The sequence below is a fragment of the Brachybacterium kimchii genome (assembly GCF_023373525.1).
In the GTDB taxonomy this organism is placed as follows: domain Bacteria; phylum Actinomycetota; class Actinomycetes; order Actinomycetales; family Dermabacteraceae; genus Brachybacterium; species Brachybacterium kimchii.
Genome location: NZ_CP097218.1, coordinates 3275567 through 3293540 on the forward strand (window position 1 = coordinate 3275567; position 17974 = coordinate 3293540).

Sequence of the window (17974 nt, forward strand, 5' to 3'; positions counted from 1 at the left end):
GCTTGCGAGATGAGAGGTCGGGCGAGCTCGGTGCCCGCGTAGGCGCCGGCGCCGGGACCGTATGCCGCTGCAGCCGCGTGCGGGAGGGGAAGAGGGGTGCGGTCCGTGTCCTCGGCCACGGGGTGTGCCGAGGCTACGAGTTGCGGTGGGAAATGAACGCTGAGCCCCGAGCGGGAGTTCCGTACATTTTCCACCGCAACTCGTAGCGCCGGGACAGTGCCCCGCGGTGCCACGCCCGACAGGCCCGTGCCCCGCGCCGCCACATCCGCCGGGACCGCGCCCCCGCTGCCACGTCTGCGGGGACCGCGCTCCCGCGGAGCCACGTCCGACGGGTGACGGGTGCCCGGCGTCAGCTCTCCGGGGGCGGGGGAGGAGTCGGCGCGCCCACCGGCGGCGCGACCCGCGGATAGCGCGCGGCGGTGCCGCCCGCGACCGCGTCGGCCCCGTCGGCTGCACCGGCCCCGTCGGACGCTCCCGTCGCACTCCCGCCGTCCGCAACAGCCTCGACCAGGCTCGCGCGCGCCGGCGCCGGATCCCACCCCCGGTCCACGACGCGCTTCTGCACCGTGATCGCCGCACCGAGGATGACCAGGCCGATCACCGCGAGGATCACCGAGCCCAGCAGCACGCCGGGGCGCGCACCGTAGCCGATGAGGATGCCGAACCAGCCGAAGTCGGTGTCGCCGAAGGTCGTGTTGGCCGACCCGAAGGTGCCCAGCACCTTCAGCAGCAGCGCCGGCAGGAAGGTGACCAGCAGGCCGTTGACGAACGCGCCCGCGACCGCGCCGCGGCGCCCGCCGGTCGCGTTGCCGTAGACGCCGGCGGCGCCACCGGTGAAGAAGTGCGGGACGAGCCCGGGCAGGATCAGCGCCAGCCCGAACAGCGGACCGAACACCGTGCCGAGCAGCAGCAGCCCCACGAGCCCGCCCACGAAGCTCGAGAGGAAGCCGATGAGCACGGCGTTCTGGGCGTAGGGGAAGACGATCGGGGCGTCCAGCGCGGGCACCGCACCGGGCACCACGCGCGCGGCGATGCCCTGGAAGGCGGGGACGAGCTCGCCGAGGATCGTGCGCACGCCGAACAGGATCACTGCGACCGCGATGCCGAACTGCAGGCCCTGCGTCACGGACTGCATGAGGTAGTTGCCCACGTTCGTCGCCCCGCCCTCGAAGGCGGTGAACGCCGTCTTCTCGCCGGCGCGGACCAGATAGATGACGGCGACGATCACGTACATGAGCACCATCGACAGCGCGGTCGCGACCATCGAGTCGCGTAGGAAGCGCAGCGACTCTGGCACCTTGAGGTCCTCGGTCGAGCGGCTCTTCCCCTTCGGATCGACGAGTCGGCCGACGGTGCCAGCGGCGATGTACCCGGCGGAGCCGAAATGGCCGATGGCGATCGAGTCGTCGCCCGTGATGCGCCGCGTCCACGGCTGGGCGAGCGCCGGCAGTGACACCATGAGCACGCCCAGCAGCGCCGCCCCGAGGATCACCACGACGGGCGAGGGCATCCCCGCCGAGGCCATGACGATCGTGATCAGGGTGGCCATGAACAGCAGGTGGTGGCCGGTGAGGAAGACGTAGCGCAGCGGCGTGAAGCGCGCGAGCAGGATCGCGACCACGAACCCCAGGATCATCAGCCAGGACACCTGGGCGCCGAACTGCTCCTGGGCGATGCCGGCGATCGCCTCGTTCGTCGGTACCACGCCCTGCGCCCCGAGCGCGCCCTGGATCATCGCGCCGAGCGGTGTGAGCGAAGCGGTCACGAGCGTGGCCCCGGCCCCGATGAGAAGGAAGCCGAGGACGGCCTTGATCGCGCCGCCGGCGATCTGGCCGACGCTCTTGCGCAGGGCGATCAGGCCGATCGCGGTGATGATGCCGATGAGGAACGCGGGGACGCTCAGGATCTCGTTGACGAGGAACTGGGCGATCGCGACGAGGACGTGCATGACGGGCTCCGTGCGGGTGACGAGGGGACGGGGAGATCAGGCGGGGAGGGGCTGCTCAGACGGCGTAGAGACGGCGCAGGGCGGCGTCGATCTCCGCCTGCGAGGTGAAGTTCTCGATCACCTCGACGGGCGCGCCCACGTCCCCGAGGGTCTGGGCGATCGCGCCGGAGGTCAGCAGGAAGTCCGCCTCCTTCGCGCGGCCCTTCGCGGAGATCGTGTCCGTTGCCTCGACCGTGAGGTACGGCGACCAGCCCCAGCGGTCCAGCACCTGCTCCGCGGTGTTCTTCAGGAACAGGCTCGTGCCCAGGCCGTTCCCGCACACGGTGAGGATCAGGTTCTTCGAGGGGACGGCGTCGGCGAGCGCGGCCGGGTCGGCCGGAGCGGGGCCGGCAGACGCCGGCGCCTCTCCGGGTGCTCGCGGGTCGGCCGGCGAGGTCGCCTGGGCGGCGGAGCCGGCCTGCGGGGAAGCAGCGGTGTCGCCCATGCCCGCCGCAGACGCCGCGGCGTCGCCGTCGAGCGCCGCCAGAACCTCCTCGGCCGAGGATGCTGTGTCCAGGGCGGCGCGGCGCCCCGGATCCGCGAGCGCCCCGGCGAGCGCGGCGAGGGCGTGCTGGTGGGCGGAGTCGTCGGCCGCGGCGAGCGCCATCACGATCGTGACCGGGTCGTTCGTCTCGTGCCCGAAGACGACCGGCTCCGCCAGGCGCACGAAGGACATGCCGGTGCGCGCGACCGAGTCGTCGGGACGGGCATGGGCGAGCGCGAAGCCCGGGGTGATGACGATGTACGGGCCGTGCTCCTCGACCGTGCGGATCATCGCGTCGGTGTACGTGGCGCCGGCGTTGCCGGCCCTGCTCAGCAGGTCGCCCGCCGCACGGATCGCCGCAGTCCGGTCTTCGGCCGCGACGTCCAGCGCGATCGCGGATCTGGGCAGCAGGTCGGCGATCGTCGAAGCGGACGAGGGGGACATGGAGACCTCCGAGGAGCGAGGGATGGGAAGCAGGGCCTGGGAAGTGGCGCTGGGTATCAGCGGGGGGGGCAAGGCGGGAACGTGCAGGAATGCCCGCAGCGCCCGAGGGAGCGGGAGCCCGTGGCGAGCGTACGCGCGAGCGCGGCCGGTGGTCGAGGCCGAGCGGTCGGCGGGTACTGTGCCTGCCGACGATGCACGTGGCGAGGGCGACGACGTGGTGAGGAGGCAGATTCACGGAGACTATGACTTGCGGTGGAATCTCGATCGATCCCCTTCGAGCCCGAGCGTGCGCTGCGCGAGCGGACGACCGCCCGCTGCCCGTCATCCCGCCCCACCCGGCCCGCGGCGAGGGTCGGGGCGTTCGCGACGGAGATTTGGGAGGCGGCAACGCCAGTTCACGGGAGGAGGCGATGTGTGCCCGAGGAAAGCCGCCGCCGAGGCCCGAACCCCGAGGGGAAGGCGCTGGAGAGGCGTGAGCGAGCGGCACGCGCGAACGGGGCCGGCGTGAGCGCGATGTGCATCGTTGCGAATCGCGAGCGGCGGGTGGTGAGGACCGCACGCGGATGGGCGGCCCCCAGTGCGATGAGCAGGAGATGCCCGGGTCGTGACGACTCGAAGAATTCTGCCGAGTCGACGGGTGCGAGGCGCGACAGCGCCCCCGCCGCGCGGTGAAGGTGGAGAAGACATCCCCCCTCACCCCACCTGGAGCCCCGCCATGTCCCGATCGGTCAACCGCCGCGCCCTCCTCACCGGCCTGGGCACGAGCGCCGTCGGCGGCCTCGGCGCCGTCGCGGCCGCCGGCCCCGCCTCCGCAGCGGGCGCCAGCACCGGCACCGCCACAGGTTCCGCCGCCCCGACCGCCCCTGCCGGACATCACGGCAGGCCCGGTCACGGCGACGCGCCCCTCATCGGCCGCGCCCGCGGCAGCCGCCTCCACGTGATGACCTTCAACATCCGCATGGAGAACACCGCCCAGACGAAGCCCGGGGAGGCCGACCACTGGCCCGAGCGCGAGCCGATCCTCGTCGACCTGCTCGAGCGCGAGCAGCCCACGATCCTGGGCATCCAGGAGGGCAAGTACGGCCAGCTGGCGGCGATCGAGCAGGCCCTGCCCCATCACCGCATGATCGGCTACGGCCGTCAGGGCGGCAGCGCGGACGAGTACTCCGCGATCTTCTACGACCCGCGCCGGCTGCGCGTGCTCGAGTGGGACCAGTTCTGGCTCTCGGACACGCCCGACGTCATCGGCTCGGCCACCTGGGGCAACCGGGTCACCCGCATCGTGGTCTGGGCGCGCATGCAGGATCGGCGCACGGGCCGAGAGCTGGCCATGATCAACACGCACTTCGACCACGAGTCCGAGAACGCGCGCATCAAGAGCGCCCAGGCGATGGTCGACCTCTTCTCCGACGGCGCGCTCGAGGGCCTGCCCACCATCGTCACCGGCGACTTCAACTCGCCCGCCGAGGACTCCGGCGCGTACACGACCCTCGTGGGCGACGGGCCGATGCTCGACACCTGGTCCAGCGCGCGCAAGCACCTCACCCGCGACTGGGGCACCTTCCCCGGGTACGAGGACCCGGTCGAGGGCGGCGACCGCATCGATTGGGTGCTGACCACGGACGACGTCACGGCCCACGCGGTCGGCATCAACGTGCACCGGAGCCCGGCGGGTCGCTACCCCTCGGACCACGCCCCGGTCCAGGCCCTGATATCGCTGCACTGAGACGAGGGCGGGGACGGGATCCCGCTGCGCCGAGCCGGGGGCGGGGCCGACGGCCCGATCACGGCCCGTCGGCCCGGCCGCCCCTCACCGCACCCGCACCACCAGCTCTCCGAGCGCGAGGGTCCCCGCGTCCCCGCGCAGGGCGGTCGCGGCCCGGCAGCGACCGCGCACCTCGGGGTCCGTCATGTCCTCGGGCGCGTTGATCACCCCGGTGTGCACGCGCGACCACACGCCCTGGTGCTGCACGTGCGCGGCCATCCAGGTGCCGGTCACCGTCACCCCGAGCCGGTCGCCCGCACCGAGCACCGCGGGCACGGTGCCGCCGGCACCGCTGGGCAGCAGGACTCCGTCGGAGACAACGTCGAACCCGATTCGCTGGTCCACGGCGGAGTACCAGGCCACGGCATAGTTCTTCGCGTCGCGAGCCGTGCCCACCATGACCGTGTTCTGCGTCTTCGCGCTCTCCAGCAGAGCACCGATCTGGACCTCGATGCTCATGTTGCCCTTCGCGAGCGTCGTGTCCGCGGCGAGCAGGCTGAAGAACGGGTCGTCGGACGAGATCTCGAGGCGTCCTCCGCCGATGCGCGGCGCCGGCGCCGACTCCTTCCCCTGCGGCTGCAGGACTTCGAAGCGGTCGGAGGTGTCCTTCGTGAAGCGATCGCGCAGCCGGACACGCGCGAGCGCGCTCGGCAGCAGGTCGTCGCTCGGGGCGCTGATCGTGCCGATCATGAAGTCCCGGCCCCAGTCGGCGATCTTCCCCCACTGGGTGCCCGTCTGCAGATCGCCGTAGGAGGTCGCGGTGACATACGTGGGCCAGCCGTGGGAGTCCCAGGACAGCGGAGCGCGGCCGACGGTCGACTCGGCGAGGTCGGCCGTCTCCCAGCCCGATCCCGCCGTCGCGGCGACCCGCAGGGTGCAGCGGCCCGTGCGCACCAGCAGCCGCACGCCGCCGTCGCGGTCGAATCCCAGGGTCGGGTCGTCGAGCACATCCTCAGCCGCCTTCGATGCCTTCCCGGCGCCGTCGGTGACGTCCGCGTGCATGAGGGCCCCGTCCGACGTCCGCCAGGCGGCGTGCATCGCGCCATCCGGGCCGACGCCCCCGGTGGGAGCTCCGGACGCCCCGGTGCCCAGCGTCGCCCAGGTCACGGCGTCGCCCTCGACCGTGCCCAGGCGCATCCGGGCGTCCTCGTCGATCACCAGGAGACGCGCCTCGCCCTCGTGGGCGAGGACGATCGGGTCGCTCGCGGGGGACACGTCGTCGATCTCGTCGGATCGCCAGGAGTCGCCCGCACCGCGCACGAGCACGAGACCGGCCGCCGAGCCTCCCGACCCGCCCCGCCCCTTCCCTCGATCGCCCCCGCTGCCGCGTCTCCCGCCGTCGCGGCGAGCGACGACCACGGTCCGCTCGCCGTCGTGCGCGGCGCTCGGGGTGCCTGTCGCGTGCCGGGCGATGCGCACGCCCTTCCCTCCGTCGGCGTCCACGGCGCGCAGGTCGCCGCCGTCGCGCACGATCGCGACACCGCCGCTCAGCGCGATCGCATCCGCCTGCACGCGGGGCCGCTCGATGGCGAAGCGGCCGTCGGCCGGGGCCTTCTCGCGCCCCAGCAGCAGGCCGCCGCTGCGGGTGCGGGAGGCGAGCACGAGCGCGCCGTCCTCGTCGGCCGCGAGCAGCGGGGAGCTCGCGGCGTCCTTCGCGAGGGTGTGCACGTCAAAGCGGGTCAGCCCCGGCACGATCTGGCGCGAGAGGTGCAGGCGGCCGTGCGCGTCGCGGGCGGCGACGACGATCCGCTCCTCGGCGTCGTGGGCGATCGCAGGATCGGGCCGGATCGCGTTCTCGGAGAGCGGGATCAGCCCCGGCGCCCTGCCCACGGCCTCGCGCACGGAGGCGAAGCCGTCCCAGGTCTCGGCCGGTCTCGGGGAGCCCCACAGCACCTGGGAGAGGGCCTGCAGGGGCGGAAGGATGTTCTCGAGCACCTCCGCGTCGGACTCCATCGGGGTGTTGATCCAGGCCAGCCAGACGCAGATCCGGGCGCCGCGCACGCTGCGCGGATCCACCGGGTCGTCGAGGGCGATGCGGTTCACGTCGAACGACTCGTAGATGTCGCGCGGGTCGAGGTTCCGCTTCGACTGGTCGTAGTACATGAAGTCGACGTGGCTGTTGATCAGCGGGTTGCCGCGCTCGGCGATCTGCGGGCCGGAGAGCAGGCCCGGCAGATCGGGGTGCTGGATCCAGTACTCGACGGTGACGTCGGCATCGAGGGTGACGACCTTCGACGCACGGATCATGTCGTTCCACACGAGCATGGTCTTGCCGTGCTTCTTCACGCGCGCGTTCGCCTGGTTCTGGAAGTCGGCGAACAGGTCGGCGAAGGCCGCGTCCTTCCCGAAGCGCTCCTGGGCGTACGCGTCGAGCTGCGGGTGGTCGGCGCCGGTGCCGGGCCAGCCCGGGAACTCGTCGGACCCCAGGTGCCACTCGGGGCCGTCGAACTCCTCGAGGTGCTCCTCCATGCGGTCCAGTGCCCAGTCCACGGCCTTCGGATTCGTGAGATCAAGAGCCACAGGGTTCTTCGTGCCGTCGGCGTTGACCAGCTGGTACTCGGGATGGGCGGGAAGGATCTGGGCCATGTGACCGGGCATGTTCAGCTGCGGGACGAGCTCGATGAAGTACTGCGCGGCGAGCTCGTCGATCTGCTTCCGCTCCGCGCGGTCCAGCCCGATGCCGTCGATGTAGAGGTTGGTCTGGTTGAGCTTGAGGTGGCTCATCTGGCGGAAGAGGTCCTTCCACCAGGTCATCGAATAGTGGCGCGGGGTGTTGTCCACGAGTGCGCCGCGCACCTCCTTGTCCGGCCAGTCCCGGGCCTTCCCGCGCGGGATGCTGTTGTGGTCGTGATCGGCCGCGAGCAACTGCAGCACGGTGCGGGTGCCGTTGAAGACGCCGTGGGCTGCGGAGCCGCTGATCGTCACGGCCTCGGCGACGTCCAGGCCGTAGGCCTCCGTGCCGTGCTCCCCGGTCGCGGGCTGAGCCTTCCCGCTCCTCCCGCGCTTCGCGCCGCCGCGGGTGCGCGTCAGGAGGATGGAACCCTCCCTGGCGCGGTCGCCGTCCTCGATCCGCACGCGGCTGCCGGTGAGGGCCTCGAGGTCCTCGGCGAACGTCTCGGCCACCCCGCGCAGCTCACGGTCGCCGCGGGGGACGACGACGCGGCTGCGGAAGCGGAAGCTGCCGTGCTCCGCGATCCAGGAGCGCAGGGCCGGGATCGTCTCGGGGGCATCGGCCGACGGGCGCTGCGGCGCGGCGGGGCGCGCGGGGCCGGCGCCGACGCGCAGTTCGGGACCTGCGCCGGGGGCGCCGAGCGCCGTGCCCGCGCCCGCGGCGGTCGCCGTCGCGGCGGCGAGGCCGGCGAGCACGCTGCGCCGAGCGGGGCCCACGGGAGTGCGGACGCCAGGGGCGCTGTCGGCGTGGACGGGGTCGTCGGGCGGTGATGCGGGAGTGGTCGGCGGCGTGCTCACGGGGTCGGGGGTGTTCTCGGTGCGCATCGGTCCTCCTTGACGTGGTGATGCAGGGGAGAGCGGGAAACGGGGGAGTCGGAGGGTCGGGGCGGGCGTCTACTTCCCGGCGCCCAGCGTCATACCCTCCACGAGGCGCTTGCCGAGCAGTGCGTACAGCAGCACGGTGGGGATGACGACGATGACGATGCCGGCGAACAGGCCGCCCCAGTCCGAGGTGTACTGCATGGTCCCGTAGAGCCCCAGGAGCGCCTGGGGGAGCGTGTACTTGGTGTTCTCGGTGACGAAGACGAGCGCCAGCAGGGTCTCGTTCCACAGCCCCATCGCCGCGAGCATCCCCGCGGTGACGAGGCCGGGTCTCGCCAGCGGCGCCATCACCTTCAGGAAGATCGTCCAGGCGCTCGCGCCGTCGAGGGCCGCGGCCTCCTCGAGCTCCTCGGGCAGGGAGCGGAAGAAGCCCGTCAGCAGGAACACGGCGAAGGGCAGAGAGGTCGCGACGTACAGCAGGCCCAGGCTCAGCCGCTCGTCCCACCAGCCCACGGTCGCGTACATGAACGAGCTGACCGCGTTCATCGCGACCCAGAGCGGCACGATCACCACCTGCACGGGGATGCCCAGCCCGATCGCGAAGAACGAGGTGAGCGGGCCGGCCGAGGGCACCCGCGTGCGGGCGAGCGCGTAGGCGGCCATCGCGGCGATCACGACGGTGATCGCGGTGCACACGGCCACCAGCACGATGGAGTTGAGGAAGCCGCGCCCCAGCGACGAGGTCGTCCAGGCGCTCACGTAGTTCACGAGGCTCAGCGAGCGCGGCAGCTCGAGGGGCCTGCTGAAGATCCGCGAGCCGCCGCGGAAGGAGTTCATCGCGACCCACGCGAGCAGCAGCACGTTGCCCGCGCACCACAGGATCACCAGCACCTTCATCACGGTCCACACGGCCGTGGCGACGATGCCGGTGCTGCGCACGGGGCGCGGCGGCGCGGCGGGGACGGGGTTCTGGTCGGCCATCAGAAGTCCAGCGCCTCACGGCGCATGAGCCGGCGCACGCCGATCACGAACACGGTGATCAGGGCGACCATCACCACGGCCATCGCACTGCCCAGCCCCAGCTCGTACTGAGGGTTGCGCCCGCCCGTGGTGGTGAGGAACTGGGCGATAGTCAGGGTGCGCGCCTGCGGCGGAGGGGCGTCGCCGTTGCCGGTGAAGCCGATGATGAACTCGAAGACCTTGATCGCGTTGATGCACCACAGCACCGCAGCGACTGTCACGACGTCCCACGTCATCGGCAGGGTGACGTGGCGGAACACCGTGAAGCGGCCGGCACCGTCGAGCTCCGCGGCCTCAAAGTAGTAGCGGGGGATCCGCCCGATCGCGGACATCATGAGCGTCAGGTAGTAGCCCGCGCTGACCCACACGAGCCCCACAAGGATCACCCGGAAGATGAGGTCGGGGGTGAGCCACTGCTGCGCGAGCGCGCCGAGGCCGACGCTCCGCAGCGAGGCGTTGACCAGACCGTCGGGGGAGAGCAGGAGGCTCAGCGCGATGCCCACTGCGATCGGGGAGAGCAGGTAGGGGAAGAAGATCAGGCTCAGCGCCGCCCTTCCCCAGCGCACCTCCCGCAGCACCGCGGAGACCGCGAAGGTCACCGCGAACACGCCGATCCCGCTGACCACCAGGATCCCCAGGGTGTTGAGGAATGCGCGCTGGAACAGCGAGTCCTGGGCGAGGCGCACGTAGTTGGCGAGGCCGGTCCACACGGGGGAGTCGCCGCGGCCGCTCCAGGTGGTGAAGCTGACGTAGACCCCGTAGAGGGCGGGCAGCAGGAGCACGCCCACGTAGACCACGAGGGCCGGAAGCAGCAGCGGCCAGTACAGCGTGCGGCGCGCGGCCTCCGCGGGGGAGACGCCCGGCCTGCCGCCGGGCCTCCCGCCGCGCCGGCGCCGCGTCATCACCCGCGGCGCCACCGTCGCCGTGCTCATCAACCGGCGGCCTTCGTCTTCTCCGCGAGCTGGGCCCGGAACCCCGCGGCGTCGAGCTTCCCGCCGAAGAAGTCGATGAGGGCCGGCTGCCAGACGTCGGTCGCCCACTTCGGTGCCTCGACGCTGACCCCGTCGGCGAACAGCACCGTCGTCTTCGCGTTCGAGTACTCCTCGAAGTAGTCCTTCAGCTCCTCGGGCGGATCGACGTCGGTGCGCGGGGTGAGGTTCTTGGCCTCGGTCGCGATGCGGGAGATGCGGTCCTTGGCCATGAAGTAGGCCATGAACTTCTTGGCGGCGTCGGCCTTGCGGGCCTTCGCGGGGATCGCGAACCCGACGGGCTGCGCCTCCACCAGGCCCTTGCCCGCATCGTCCCCGACGGAGGGGAAGGGGAACGAGCCGTACTCGATGCTCGCGGGGTTCTCGCCCGACTTCTCGAGCGAGGCCGCGGCCTCGCTGGGCAGCCACGACCCCATGAGGATCACGTCGGTCTTCGAGGTCTGATCGGCCCAGGACGCCTGCTGGGTGGGGAACTTCGTGCCGTTGAAGCCCTCGGGGAGGTACCCGCCCTCGATGAGGGCCTGCACGTTCTCGGTGGCGACCTTCCAGGCGGGATCCTCGAAGCCCTTCCCGGTGGTGTCCAGCGCGGCCTTCTTCAGCGCTCCGGCGCCGCCCGCCCGCAGCACGCCCCATTCGACCCAGTACCCGCAGTAGTCGGCGATGTCGCCGTCCAGGGCGATCGGGGTGCGGCCGTCGGCCTTCAGATCATCCAGGATCTTCATGAAGTCGTCCCAGCTCGCGGGCGCCTTGTCGGCGAGCTCGGGCGTGACCTTCGCGTTGAACCAGAGGGTCGAGCCGATGACCTCGTAGGGCACCAGGAAGGGATCGCCGTCGTCGTTGCTCATCGTGTCCAGGAGGGCCTCGGGCACCACGTCCCCCACGGTCCTGCCGTCCTCGCCGTCGATGTCCATGCCGAAGACGTCCTCGAGGCCCATGACGTTGTCCAGGCCCAGCTTCCCGGCGATGTCGGGGGCGCCGTTGTCCACGAGGTCCGGCGGGTTCCCGGCGTTCAGGCGCGGCACGACCTGCGTGAGGACCTCGCGACCCGACCACTGGACGTCGACCTTCACGCCCGTGTCCTTCGTGAAGTTCTGGATCTCCTCGGCGAGGACCTTCTGCTGCGGCTCGCCCTCCTTCCACATCGACCAGTAGGTGAAGGAGTCCGAGGCCTTGCCGCCCCCTCCGCCGCTCCCGCCGGAGGAGCAGGCGGCGAGCGCGGCACCGGAGGCGGCGGTGGTGGCGAGAGCGGCGAATCGGCGGCGGGTCAACGGGGTCATCACGTGTCTCCTTCGACAGGTGCGTCGCGGTGCCCGGGCCGGCGCCGCTCCCACGGTGGCGATGCGCAGGACCGCATCGACAGTGATGCGTGACATATTATGGACTCAGACATAAAGAGTCCAGGGTCTCGACGGTGTGTCATCGTCGATCACCATGAAGGAGCCGTCGATGCAGACCACCGCGCAGCGTGCGGAGCCCAGATCGGTGCGCCGGTGGAACGAGAAGACGGTGATCGACGTGCTGCGCGCGCACGGTGCTCAGCGCATCAGCGCCCTGCGCTCCTTCACCGGGCTCACGCCCGGGCCTCTCGGCGATGTGCTGCGCGGTCTGAGTGCCAAGGGGTGGGTCGTGTCCGTGCCCGACGAGACGCCCGGTCGCGGGCGGCCCGCGCAGCGCTTCCGCCTCTCGCGCCCGGAGGGCTGGGTGCTGGGGGTGGACGTCGGCCCCCATGCGGTGCGCGCGGTGCGGATGGACCTGGCCGGCAATGCCGTCGAGCGGGTCGAGTGCGAGGTGCTGCGGCCGGGCGACCTCCAGGCCATGCACGAGCGGACGGCCGAAGCGGTCGGGCGCTGCCTGCAGGGGATCGGTGCCGAGGACCTGTGGGCGGGGACGCTCGCGGTGGGCGGCCATCTCGACGACGAGGGGAGCGTCGTCCGCTCCGTCGCGGTCCCCGCGTGGGAGGGCCACAGACCGCTCGAGCTCCTCTCCGACGTGCTTCCGCAGCCGTTCTCGCTGATCAACGACGTGCGCGCCGAAACCCTCGCGGAGCACGAGGTCGGCGAGGCGCAGGACGTCGAGGACTTCGCCCTCGCGCACCTGGGGCGCCGCCCCACTCTGGGGATCTTCCTGGAGGGGCGCATCCGACGCGGGGCGCACGGCACGGCGGGAGATCTCTCCCTCCACCCGCAGCTGGGACGCGGGGTGACCGGGGCGACCGGCGACGGAGACGACGCGGACCAGCTCGTAGCCATGATCCGTCAAGCCCTCGCGGGGGATGAGGGCGCTCGGAGCGGGATCCGCGAGGCCCTCGAGCGCATGGCAGAGCCCTTCGCCCTCGCCGCCTCCGTGCTCGATCTCGCCGTGATCGTCATCGGCGGGCCATTCGCCGCCGTGCCAGACATCGCCGTTCCTGCGCTGGCGCGCGCCTTCGACGAGAGGTCCCGCAGCGTCCCGGAACTGCGGACGACGGGCCTGGACCAGTTCGCCGCGGCGACGGGGGCGGCGCGCCAGGCGCTGGGGTGGGTGGACGGCACCCTCGCCTCCGCGGCGACGGGCGCGCTCGAGCGGGAGAGGTCCTGCTTCCGCGCCGAGGTGGGCGGCCGCGTGCTCGTGCACTGATCCTGCGCGTGCGGCCTCAGATCTCGATCCGCAGGAAGCGCGGCCGATAGATGCTCGCGTCGGCGTAGAGATCGTCGGGCTCCAGGGAGTTCACGTTATAGCTGACCAGCAGGCTGCGTCCGTCCCTCAGCTCCGGATGCTCGTGCGCGTTGTACGCGTAGATGTTCTCGTCGCCGTATGTGCCCTCGGGACCGGTCTCCGTCATTCTCGCGAGGAGTGAGGCATCCCCGAACGGCCCCTGCGGGCGGCAGGAGGTCGACGCGACGATGCGATTCCCGTACGGCTCGGAGGTGTCCTGCGTGAGCAGGAGGAAGCCGTGCTCCCAGGGTGTCACGCTGATCTCGTTGGCCACGTCCTCACGGATCGTCGCGGCCTTCTTCTCCGACGAGGACCAGTCCTGACCGTCCCAGAAGCGCCAGGTCTCGAGGTCGGTGAGCGATTCCGAGGGGACCTCGGCGACGTGCAGGGTCTTGGCGTCCCCATCCTTCACCCCGTAGACGTATGTGGTGCCGGCGCGCTCCTGCAGCCAGCCCGACCACTGGATCCCGGCCTCCGACGGCAGCCCTGCGCGGTCCGTCACCTCGCCCGCTTCGAGGTCGACGGTGACGAGCTCCGTTCCCCGCCAGGCGAAGTCGAGCGGACCGTCACCGGTCTTCTCGAAGCTCAGCGCCGTGACCTGCAGGTGCGACTCGGGAGAGAGTCGGCCTGCGCCGAACCAGCACCAGGCGTCGTCCGACAGCGCCGGGACGAGGGACGTGGGAGCGCCGTCGCCGTCGGTCCCGACGACGGTGCGCAGCCGGGAGGAGTCCGCGGCGGACTGCACGACGACGCTGTTGTGGAGGAAGGGAGTGTCCTCGCTGCGGGTACCGTCCTCCGAGACGTCGCCGTAGAAGGTGTCGGAGAACAACCAGGCGATCGACCCGTCCGCGAGGGGCACCGAGTACGTCGAGTCGGCACCGGACCACGCCCCCGACGTCACGGCGTAGTCCTCGAACGCTGTGGTGAGCTGCGTATCCGGTGCCGAAGACGCCGACTCGGGGAGCGGGGGCGCATCGGTGCACGTGCGTGCCGTCGTGGTGGCAGGGCCGGGCTCCGCCGCTCCCTGCCCACCGGGCTCCTGATCCGCCTCCCCGCATCCGGGCAGCAGTCCTGCCCCCAGAGCGGTCGCGCCGAGGACGGCACCTCCTCGGACACCCCCGCGCAGAAGGAGTCGACGGGACGGTCGACGGGGCCGCCTCCCGCCGCCCGCTGCCGAAGGGTCAGGGCAGTGGTCACTCATCGGTGCCGCCCTGACCGGTGCTGCCGTCGCCGTGCCGGGTGGAGCGGTCTCCGCCTCGCTCGACGAGGTGAGCGCCCGAGACGTCGATCCGGTACTCCGAGCCCTGCACCATGAGGCCCTCGAGGCGCGCACCGGGATCGAGTCGCTCGAGGCAGCCCTCCGTCGTGACGCTCCCGTCCAGTCCCGTCCGCACTCCGAAGATCCCGCGGATCACGAGGTCGCACCACGCGCCTGCGGAGGAGCATGACCAGTCCAGGATGTAGGGCAACTGGGGCGGCGCCTTCCTCGCTCCGCCTTGCACGGGGTCCACTGCGTCCTCGACGAAGTGCGCTTGGCCCGGAGGTCCCTGGTTCGTCGAGCGGGCGAGTCCGGGGAGCCATTCGAGGACGGCCTCGGGATGGCCCAGCGCGATCGCTGCGCGCGCCGCGTCCGGCGGCCATGCCGGATAGGCGCCGTTCCACTGGTGATCCGCGCGCAGGGAGAAGCCCGCGTCGGCATCTTTCGGGGAGAGCGCGCGCATCCATGTGGGCGTGCGCAGCTCCTCGACGAAGAAGCGCACCATCCTGTCCTTCAGGACCTCGGGCAGGTCCTGCGCGATGGTGGTGCCGATGGTGGCGAAATCGTAGACGTGGCGCACCTCGACGGAGGTCCCGTCCGGTCGGCCGGCGCGGAACCATCCTTGGCCCTCGACGGCGAGGTCGAGGATCGGGTCGATGAGAGCGTCGGCCTCGCTGCGCAGGGAGCGGGCGGATCCCGTTTCCCCTCGGTGCTCGGCGATGTCCGCGGCGGCGCGCATCGTCCACACGTTCGCGGCATTGAGGCTCGCCACCTGATGGGTGTAGGAGCTGACGCACTCCAGCAGGTTGTCGATTCCTCCGTAGTCGGCGAGCGCAGAGCCGCCGTGCCCCTCGAGGTCCGGCGATTCACCGCGCAGGCGCATCCATGCGAGAGCCCACTCCTGGATGTGCTGGGCGATGGAGGCTGTGGTCCCCTCCGGCGAGGTCAGAATCTCGTCCAAGAACCCGGGATCGCCGTGCCAGCGCAGATAGTCGTCGACGAGACGCGTCATCGCGAAGTGGTTCACCGAGTACCAGTTGCCGACCGGGCCGCCGGTCAGCCATTCGGTGCCGAAGTGGCGCTCGATGTCCAGTCCCGTCCAGTGCGAGATCTGGCGCCGCATCACCTGCGGGTCCAGAAGGGCGTGGACCAGAGAGCTCAGCGAGTAGTCCCAGATGAACGTCGTGGTCTGCCAGTAGCGCGGCATGAGCGTGTCGTAGGTGCGCCCCAGCACCGAAGCGGGGTTGTCGCGGCGGAACCACAGCACGCCCAGAGCTCCCCACCAGTACAGACGTCGCAGGGACGCGTCCTCGGTGACGAGTCGGGGGAGGCTTCCGCCGAACTCGTCGTTGCCCGGGGTGAACATCGCCGCAAGGCTGGTGTCCCACAGCTTCTCGCATTGGTCGATCGCCCCGCCAAGCTCAGCGGTGAGGCGGTCCAGGACCTGTCGGGCATGTGCGGGCGTCTCGTCGAGCACCTGGACGTACCAGAGCTCGTGCACCCCGCCGGGCTCCACCGTGGTGCGGGTCGACAGCAGGTGGGGAGAGGAGGCGCTGTCCGGAGCCGTGTCCTCGCGAACCGGCAGCCCGTGGTCGTCGAGCAGAGCCTGGAGACACGCCGCCGCGCGGTCCTCGGGTGCGAAGACGCGCATGCCCGGCTCGGCGTGCAGGACATTGTCGGCCTCGGGCGGCTCCGGGGAGAGCCACGGCCTCCTGGCGGCCGTGACGGAGCCGTCGAGGCGCAGGCCGAGTGCGAGCGGGCGCGGACGGGTGGAGAGGTTGCGGGCGTGGATCCGGACCATCACGGCGCGCTCGCCGGGAGGGCAGAGCGTCGCGGTCTCGAGGGACCAGTCGTCGATCTCGGTGCGTCGATCCACGCGGTCAGGCCGCCAGCGCGCTTCGACGGTTCCGCCGAACGACCGGGCGAGACGTCCATCCAGGTAGAGCTGCGCCGTGAGTCTGTCGCCCTGCGCGAGGGGCGGCGCATTGACCGAGCGCACGGCCACGACGTCATGGTCCACCTGCGCGGTGACCAGGTGGTTCGTCAGCCCGGGTGGGTTGATCATGTCGTCGTGCCGGTCGGGGATCCAGTCCCCGGCGAGGTCTCGGGCACGAGGGATGCTCGGGAGGGGCACGGTCACTCCTTCGGAAGAGCTGCCGAGAGGGCGGAGCTCAGTCCGCCGTCGACGCGGAGGTCCGCGCCGACCACGAAGCCGGCACTGTCGGAGAGAAGGAACTCGATGGCCATCGCCACGTCGCGCGGCGCGCCGACGCGGCCGATCGGATGAGAGGCGCCCCATTCGTCGATCAGATCCTCGGCGCTCCTGTCACCGCGGTGCACGTCGGCCGCCCAGCGCAGCATCGGCGTGTCGACCGATCCCGGACAGACCGCGTTGACTCGGATCCCCTCCGGAGCATGATCGACGGCCATCGCGCGCATGAGTCCCAGCAGTGCGGACTTCGAGGCGGTGTATGCGGCGACATCGGTCTGCGTCGCATAGGCCTGGGCGGAGGAGACGAGCACGACGGCGCCGCCGCCCCGGGCACGCAGCAGAGGCATCGCGACGGCGCAGGTGTGGAAGGCACCGCCGACGTTCACATCCATCACCTGCTGGTATGTCGCAGCGTCGGTTGCGTCGACCGTGCCGTACCGCTGGATCCCGGCGGCGCACACGACGGCATCGAGACCGCCGGCCGATTCCCGGATCGTCGATGCCGCCGCCTCGAGGGCCGCGCGATCGTCGACTGCGGCGAGCACGGGGAGGAAGGTTCCCGGTGCGTCCGCCGCGGACTGCTGCGCAGCCGCGAGCGCATCGGGATCCCGGTCGATCCCGTGGACCCGTGCTCCGAGCTCGAGGAGCAGTACTGCAACGGCACCTCCGATACCGGCGCCTGCGCCGGTCACGAGGACGTCGCGTCCGGTCCATTCGGTGGGCTGCATGGAGGGCTCCTTCGTCGATGCGGGGCCGCGGCGCTGTGGACCGGGCCGACGTTCTGAGATTTGCGGGCGGTAGTGGTCAGTGGGGTCAGAACTGCCCCAGGGCCAGCCCTTTGGAGAAGGCGCGCTGGGTGATGAGGAACAGCACGACGGTGGGCACCGACACGAGCAGTCCACCCGCGAGGACCGTGGGCATGGCCGCACCGCCGTATGTGCTCTGCAATGCCGACAGCGCTGGCATCACGGGGCGGGTGGACTCGGAATGGGTGAGGGTGAGCCCCAGGATCAGATCGTTCCAGACCATCGTCGCCTGCAGGATGAACACTGCGACGAGCGCGCTGCGGGACATCGGCAGATGGATTCGCCAGAAGATCCGCCACGTGGTGGCGCCGTCCATGACCGCGGCCTCGAACACGTGGGCTGCGATCCCGGAGAAGAAGTTCCGCATGACGAAGGCCGAGAAGGGCACAGAGATCACCGTGTAGACGAGGATCATCCCGAGGTGCGTGTCGTAGAGGTCCACCGCCACGAACCCTTGGAAGAGCGGGACCAGCAGGATCTGCATCGGCAGCACGGAGGCCGAGAAGATCACCACGAACCAGGCGAAGCCGTGCCGCAGGCGCAGCACGACGATCGCGAAGCCCGCCGACGCGCCGATCACGACGGCGATCAGCGGGGAGACGATGCTGTAGAGGGTCGTGGACAGGACGCCGTCGGCGATCCGCCCCTGCGTCCAGGCGTCGGAGAGATTCGCCAGCAGGGGTGCGAAGCCGGATGGCATCCAGGCCGAGGTGGCGCCGTAGACCTCCGGCGTCTTCGCCGCATTGACGACGATGAGGTACACCGGCACGAGCCAGATGATGCCCAGGACGATGAGCGCGGCCCGGCGCAGTCGATCGGTCAT

At 71.2% G+C, this 17974-nt stretch carries 12 protein-coding genes; 2 read left to right on the forward strand and 10 right to left on the reverse strand.

Translation table 11 applies throughout. The features are described 5' to 3' along the window. Positions 1-349: 349 nt before the first annotated feature. Together ulaA and M4486_RS14955 are read right to left on the reverse strand one after the other, a co-directional pair. Positions 350-1948: a PTS ascorbate transporter subunit IIC gene (gene ulaA / locus M4486_RS14950; RefSeq protein WP_249478075.1), complete on the reverse strand. Its 1599-nt coding sequence runs from the start codon at positions 1946-1948 to the stop codon at positions 350-352. A gap of 55 nt (positions 1949-2003) precedes the next feature. Then, the gene (locus M4486_RS14955) at positions 2004-2915 is read right to left on the reverse strand and encodes a PTS sugar transporter subunit IIAB (RefSeq protein ID WP_249478077.1); all 912 of its coding nucleotides are present in this window, start codon (positions 2913-2915) and stop codon (positions 2004-2006) included. Between the two features lie 715 nt (positions 2916-3630). Here M4486_RS14955 and M4486_RS14960 point away from each other — a divergent pair. Further along, on the forward strand, positions 3631-4641 hold the full coding sequence (locus tag M4486_RS14960) for an endonuclease/exonuclease/phosphatase family protein (protein ID WP_249478079.1): 1011 nt from the start codon (positions 3631-3633) through the stop codon (positions 4639-4641). Between the two features lie 84 nt (positions 4642-4725). Here M4486_RS14960 and M4486_RS14965 read toward each other — a convergent pair whose 3' ends face one another. The 4 genes from M4486_RS14965 to M4486_RS14980 form a co-directional block, all read right to left on the reverse strand. Next, a complete protein-coding gene (locus tag M4486_RS14965; RefSeq protein ID WP_249478080.1) occupies positions 4726-8175 on the reverse strand; it encodes a family 20 glycosylhydrolase in 3450 nt (1149 codons plus the stop codon). A gap of 69 nt (positions 8176-8244) precedes the next feature. Beyond that, positions 8245-9153, reverse strand: a complete 909-nt coding sequence (locus M4486_RS14970; RefSeq protein WP_249478081.1) for a carbohydrate ABC transporter permease — start codon at positions 9151-9153, stop codon at positions 8245-8247. Then, positions 9153-10124, reverse strand: a complete 972-nt coding sequence (locus tag M4486_RS14975) for a carbohydrate ABC transporter permease (RefSeq protein ID WP_249478082.1) — start codon at positions 10122-10124, stop codon at positions 9153-9155. Before M4486_RS14975 ends, M4486_RS14970 begins: the two co-directional genes overlap by 1 nt. Next, positions 10124-11458, reverse strand: coding sequence for an ABC transporter substrate-binding protein (locus M4486_RS14980; protein WP_249478083.1), 1335 nt, complete (start codon positions 11456-11458; stop codon positions 10124-10126). The genes M4486_RS14975 and M4486_RS14980 overlap by 1 nt, the downstream gene beginning before the upstream one ends. A gap of 169 nt (positions 11459-11627) precedes the next feature. Between M4486_RS14980 and M4486_RS14985 the strand changes: the two genes are divergently transcribed. Continuing rightward, on the forward strand, positions 11628-12797 hold the full coding sequence (locus tag M4486_RS14985; protein ID WP_249478084.1) for an ROK family protein: 1170 nt from the start codon (positions 11628-11630) through the stop codon (positions 12795-12797). A 16-nt stretch (positions 12798-12813) separates the two neighbouring features. Here the strand turns inward: M4486_RS14985 and M4486_RS14990 are convergent, their stop codons facing one another. The 4 genes from M4486_RS14990 to M4486_RS15005 all read right to left on the reverse strand — a co-directional run bounded on the left by M4486_RS14990 (position 12814) and on the right by M4486_RS15005 (position 17974). Next, a complete protein-coding gene (locus M4486_RS14990; RefSeq protein WP_488154001.1) occupies positions 12814-14076 on the reverse strand; it encodes a DUF5005 domain-containing protein in 1263 nt (420 codons plus the stop codon). Next, a complete protein-coding gene (locus M4486_RS14995) occupies positions 14069-16267 on the reverse strand; it encodes a hypothetical protein (protein ID WP_249478086.1) in 2199 nt (732 codons plus the stop codon). Before M4486_RS14995 ends, M4486_RS14990 begins: the two co-directional genes overlap by 8 nt. A 2-nt stretch (positions 16268-16269) precedes the next feature. Next, positions 16270-17073, reverse strand: a complete 804-nt coding sequence (locus tag M4486_RS15000; protein ID WP_249478087.1) for an SDR family NAD(P)-dependent oxidoreductase — start codon at positions 17071-17073, stop codon at positions 16270-16272. 85 nt (positions 17074-17158) lie between these two features. After that, positions 17159-17974 carry a carbohydrate ABC transporter permease gene (locus M4486_RS15005; protein WP_249478088.1) on the reverse strand — a complete coding sequence of 272 codons (816 nt, stop codon included), beginning with the start codon at positions 17972-17974 and terminating at the stop codon, positions 17159-17161.

Excerpts from the sequence above, each read along its gene's own strand:
- M4486_RS14985 (WP_249478084.1), top strand. The coding sequence starts at position 11,628 with ATGCAGACCACCGCGCAGCGTGCGGAGCCCAGATCGGTGCGCCGGTGG.
- M4486_RS14955 (WP_249478077.1), bottom strand. The coding sequence starts at position 2,915 with ATGTCCCCCTCGTCCGCTTCGACGATCGCCGACCTGCTGCCCAGATCC.
- M4486_RS14965 (WP_249478080.1), bottom strand. The coding sequence starts at position 8,175 with ATGCGCACCGAGAACACCCCCGACCCCGTGAGCACGCCGCCGACCACT.
- M4486_RS14960 (WP_249478079.1), top strand. The coding sequence starts at position 3,631 with ATGTCCCGATCGGTCAACCGCCGCGCCCTCCTCACCGGCCTGGGCACG.
- M4486_RS14980 (WP_249478083.1), bottom strand. The coding sequence starts at position 11,458 with ATGACCCCGTTGACCCGCCGCCGATTCGCCGCTCTCGCCACCACCGCC.
- M4486_RS14975 (WP_249478082.1), bottom strand. The coding sequence starts at position 10,124 with ATGAGCACGGCGACGGTGGCGCCGCGGGTGATGACGCGGCGCCGGCGC.
- M4486_RS15000 (WP_249478087.1), bottom strand. The coding sequence starts at position 17,073 with ATGCAGCCCACCGAATGGACCGGACGCGACGTCCTCGTGACCGGCGCA.
- ulaA (WP_249478075.1), bottom strand. The coding sequence starts at position 1,948 with ATGCACGTCCTCGTCGCGATCGCCCAGTTCCTCGTCAACGAGATCCTG.
- M4486_RS14990 (WP_488154001.1), bottom strand. The coding sequence starts at position 14,076 with ATGAGTGACCACTGCCCTGACCCTTCGGCAGCGGGCGGCGGGAGGCGG.
- M4486_RS15005 (WP_249478088.1), bottom strand. The coding sequence starts at position 17,974 with ATGACCGATCGACTGCGCCGGGCCGCGCTCATCGTCCTGGGCATCATC.
- M4486_RS14970 (WP_249478081.1), bottom strand. The coding sequence starts at position 9,153 with ATGGCCGACCAGAACCCCGTCCCCGCCGCGCCGCCGCGCCCCGTGCGC.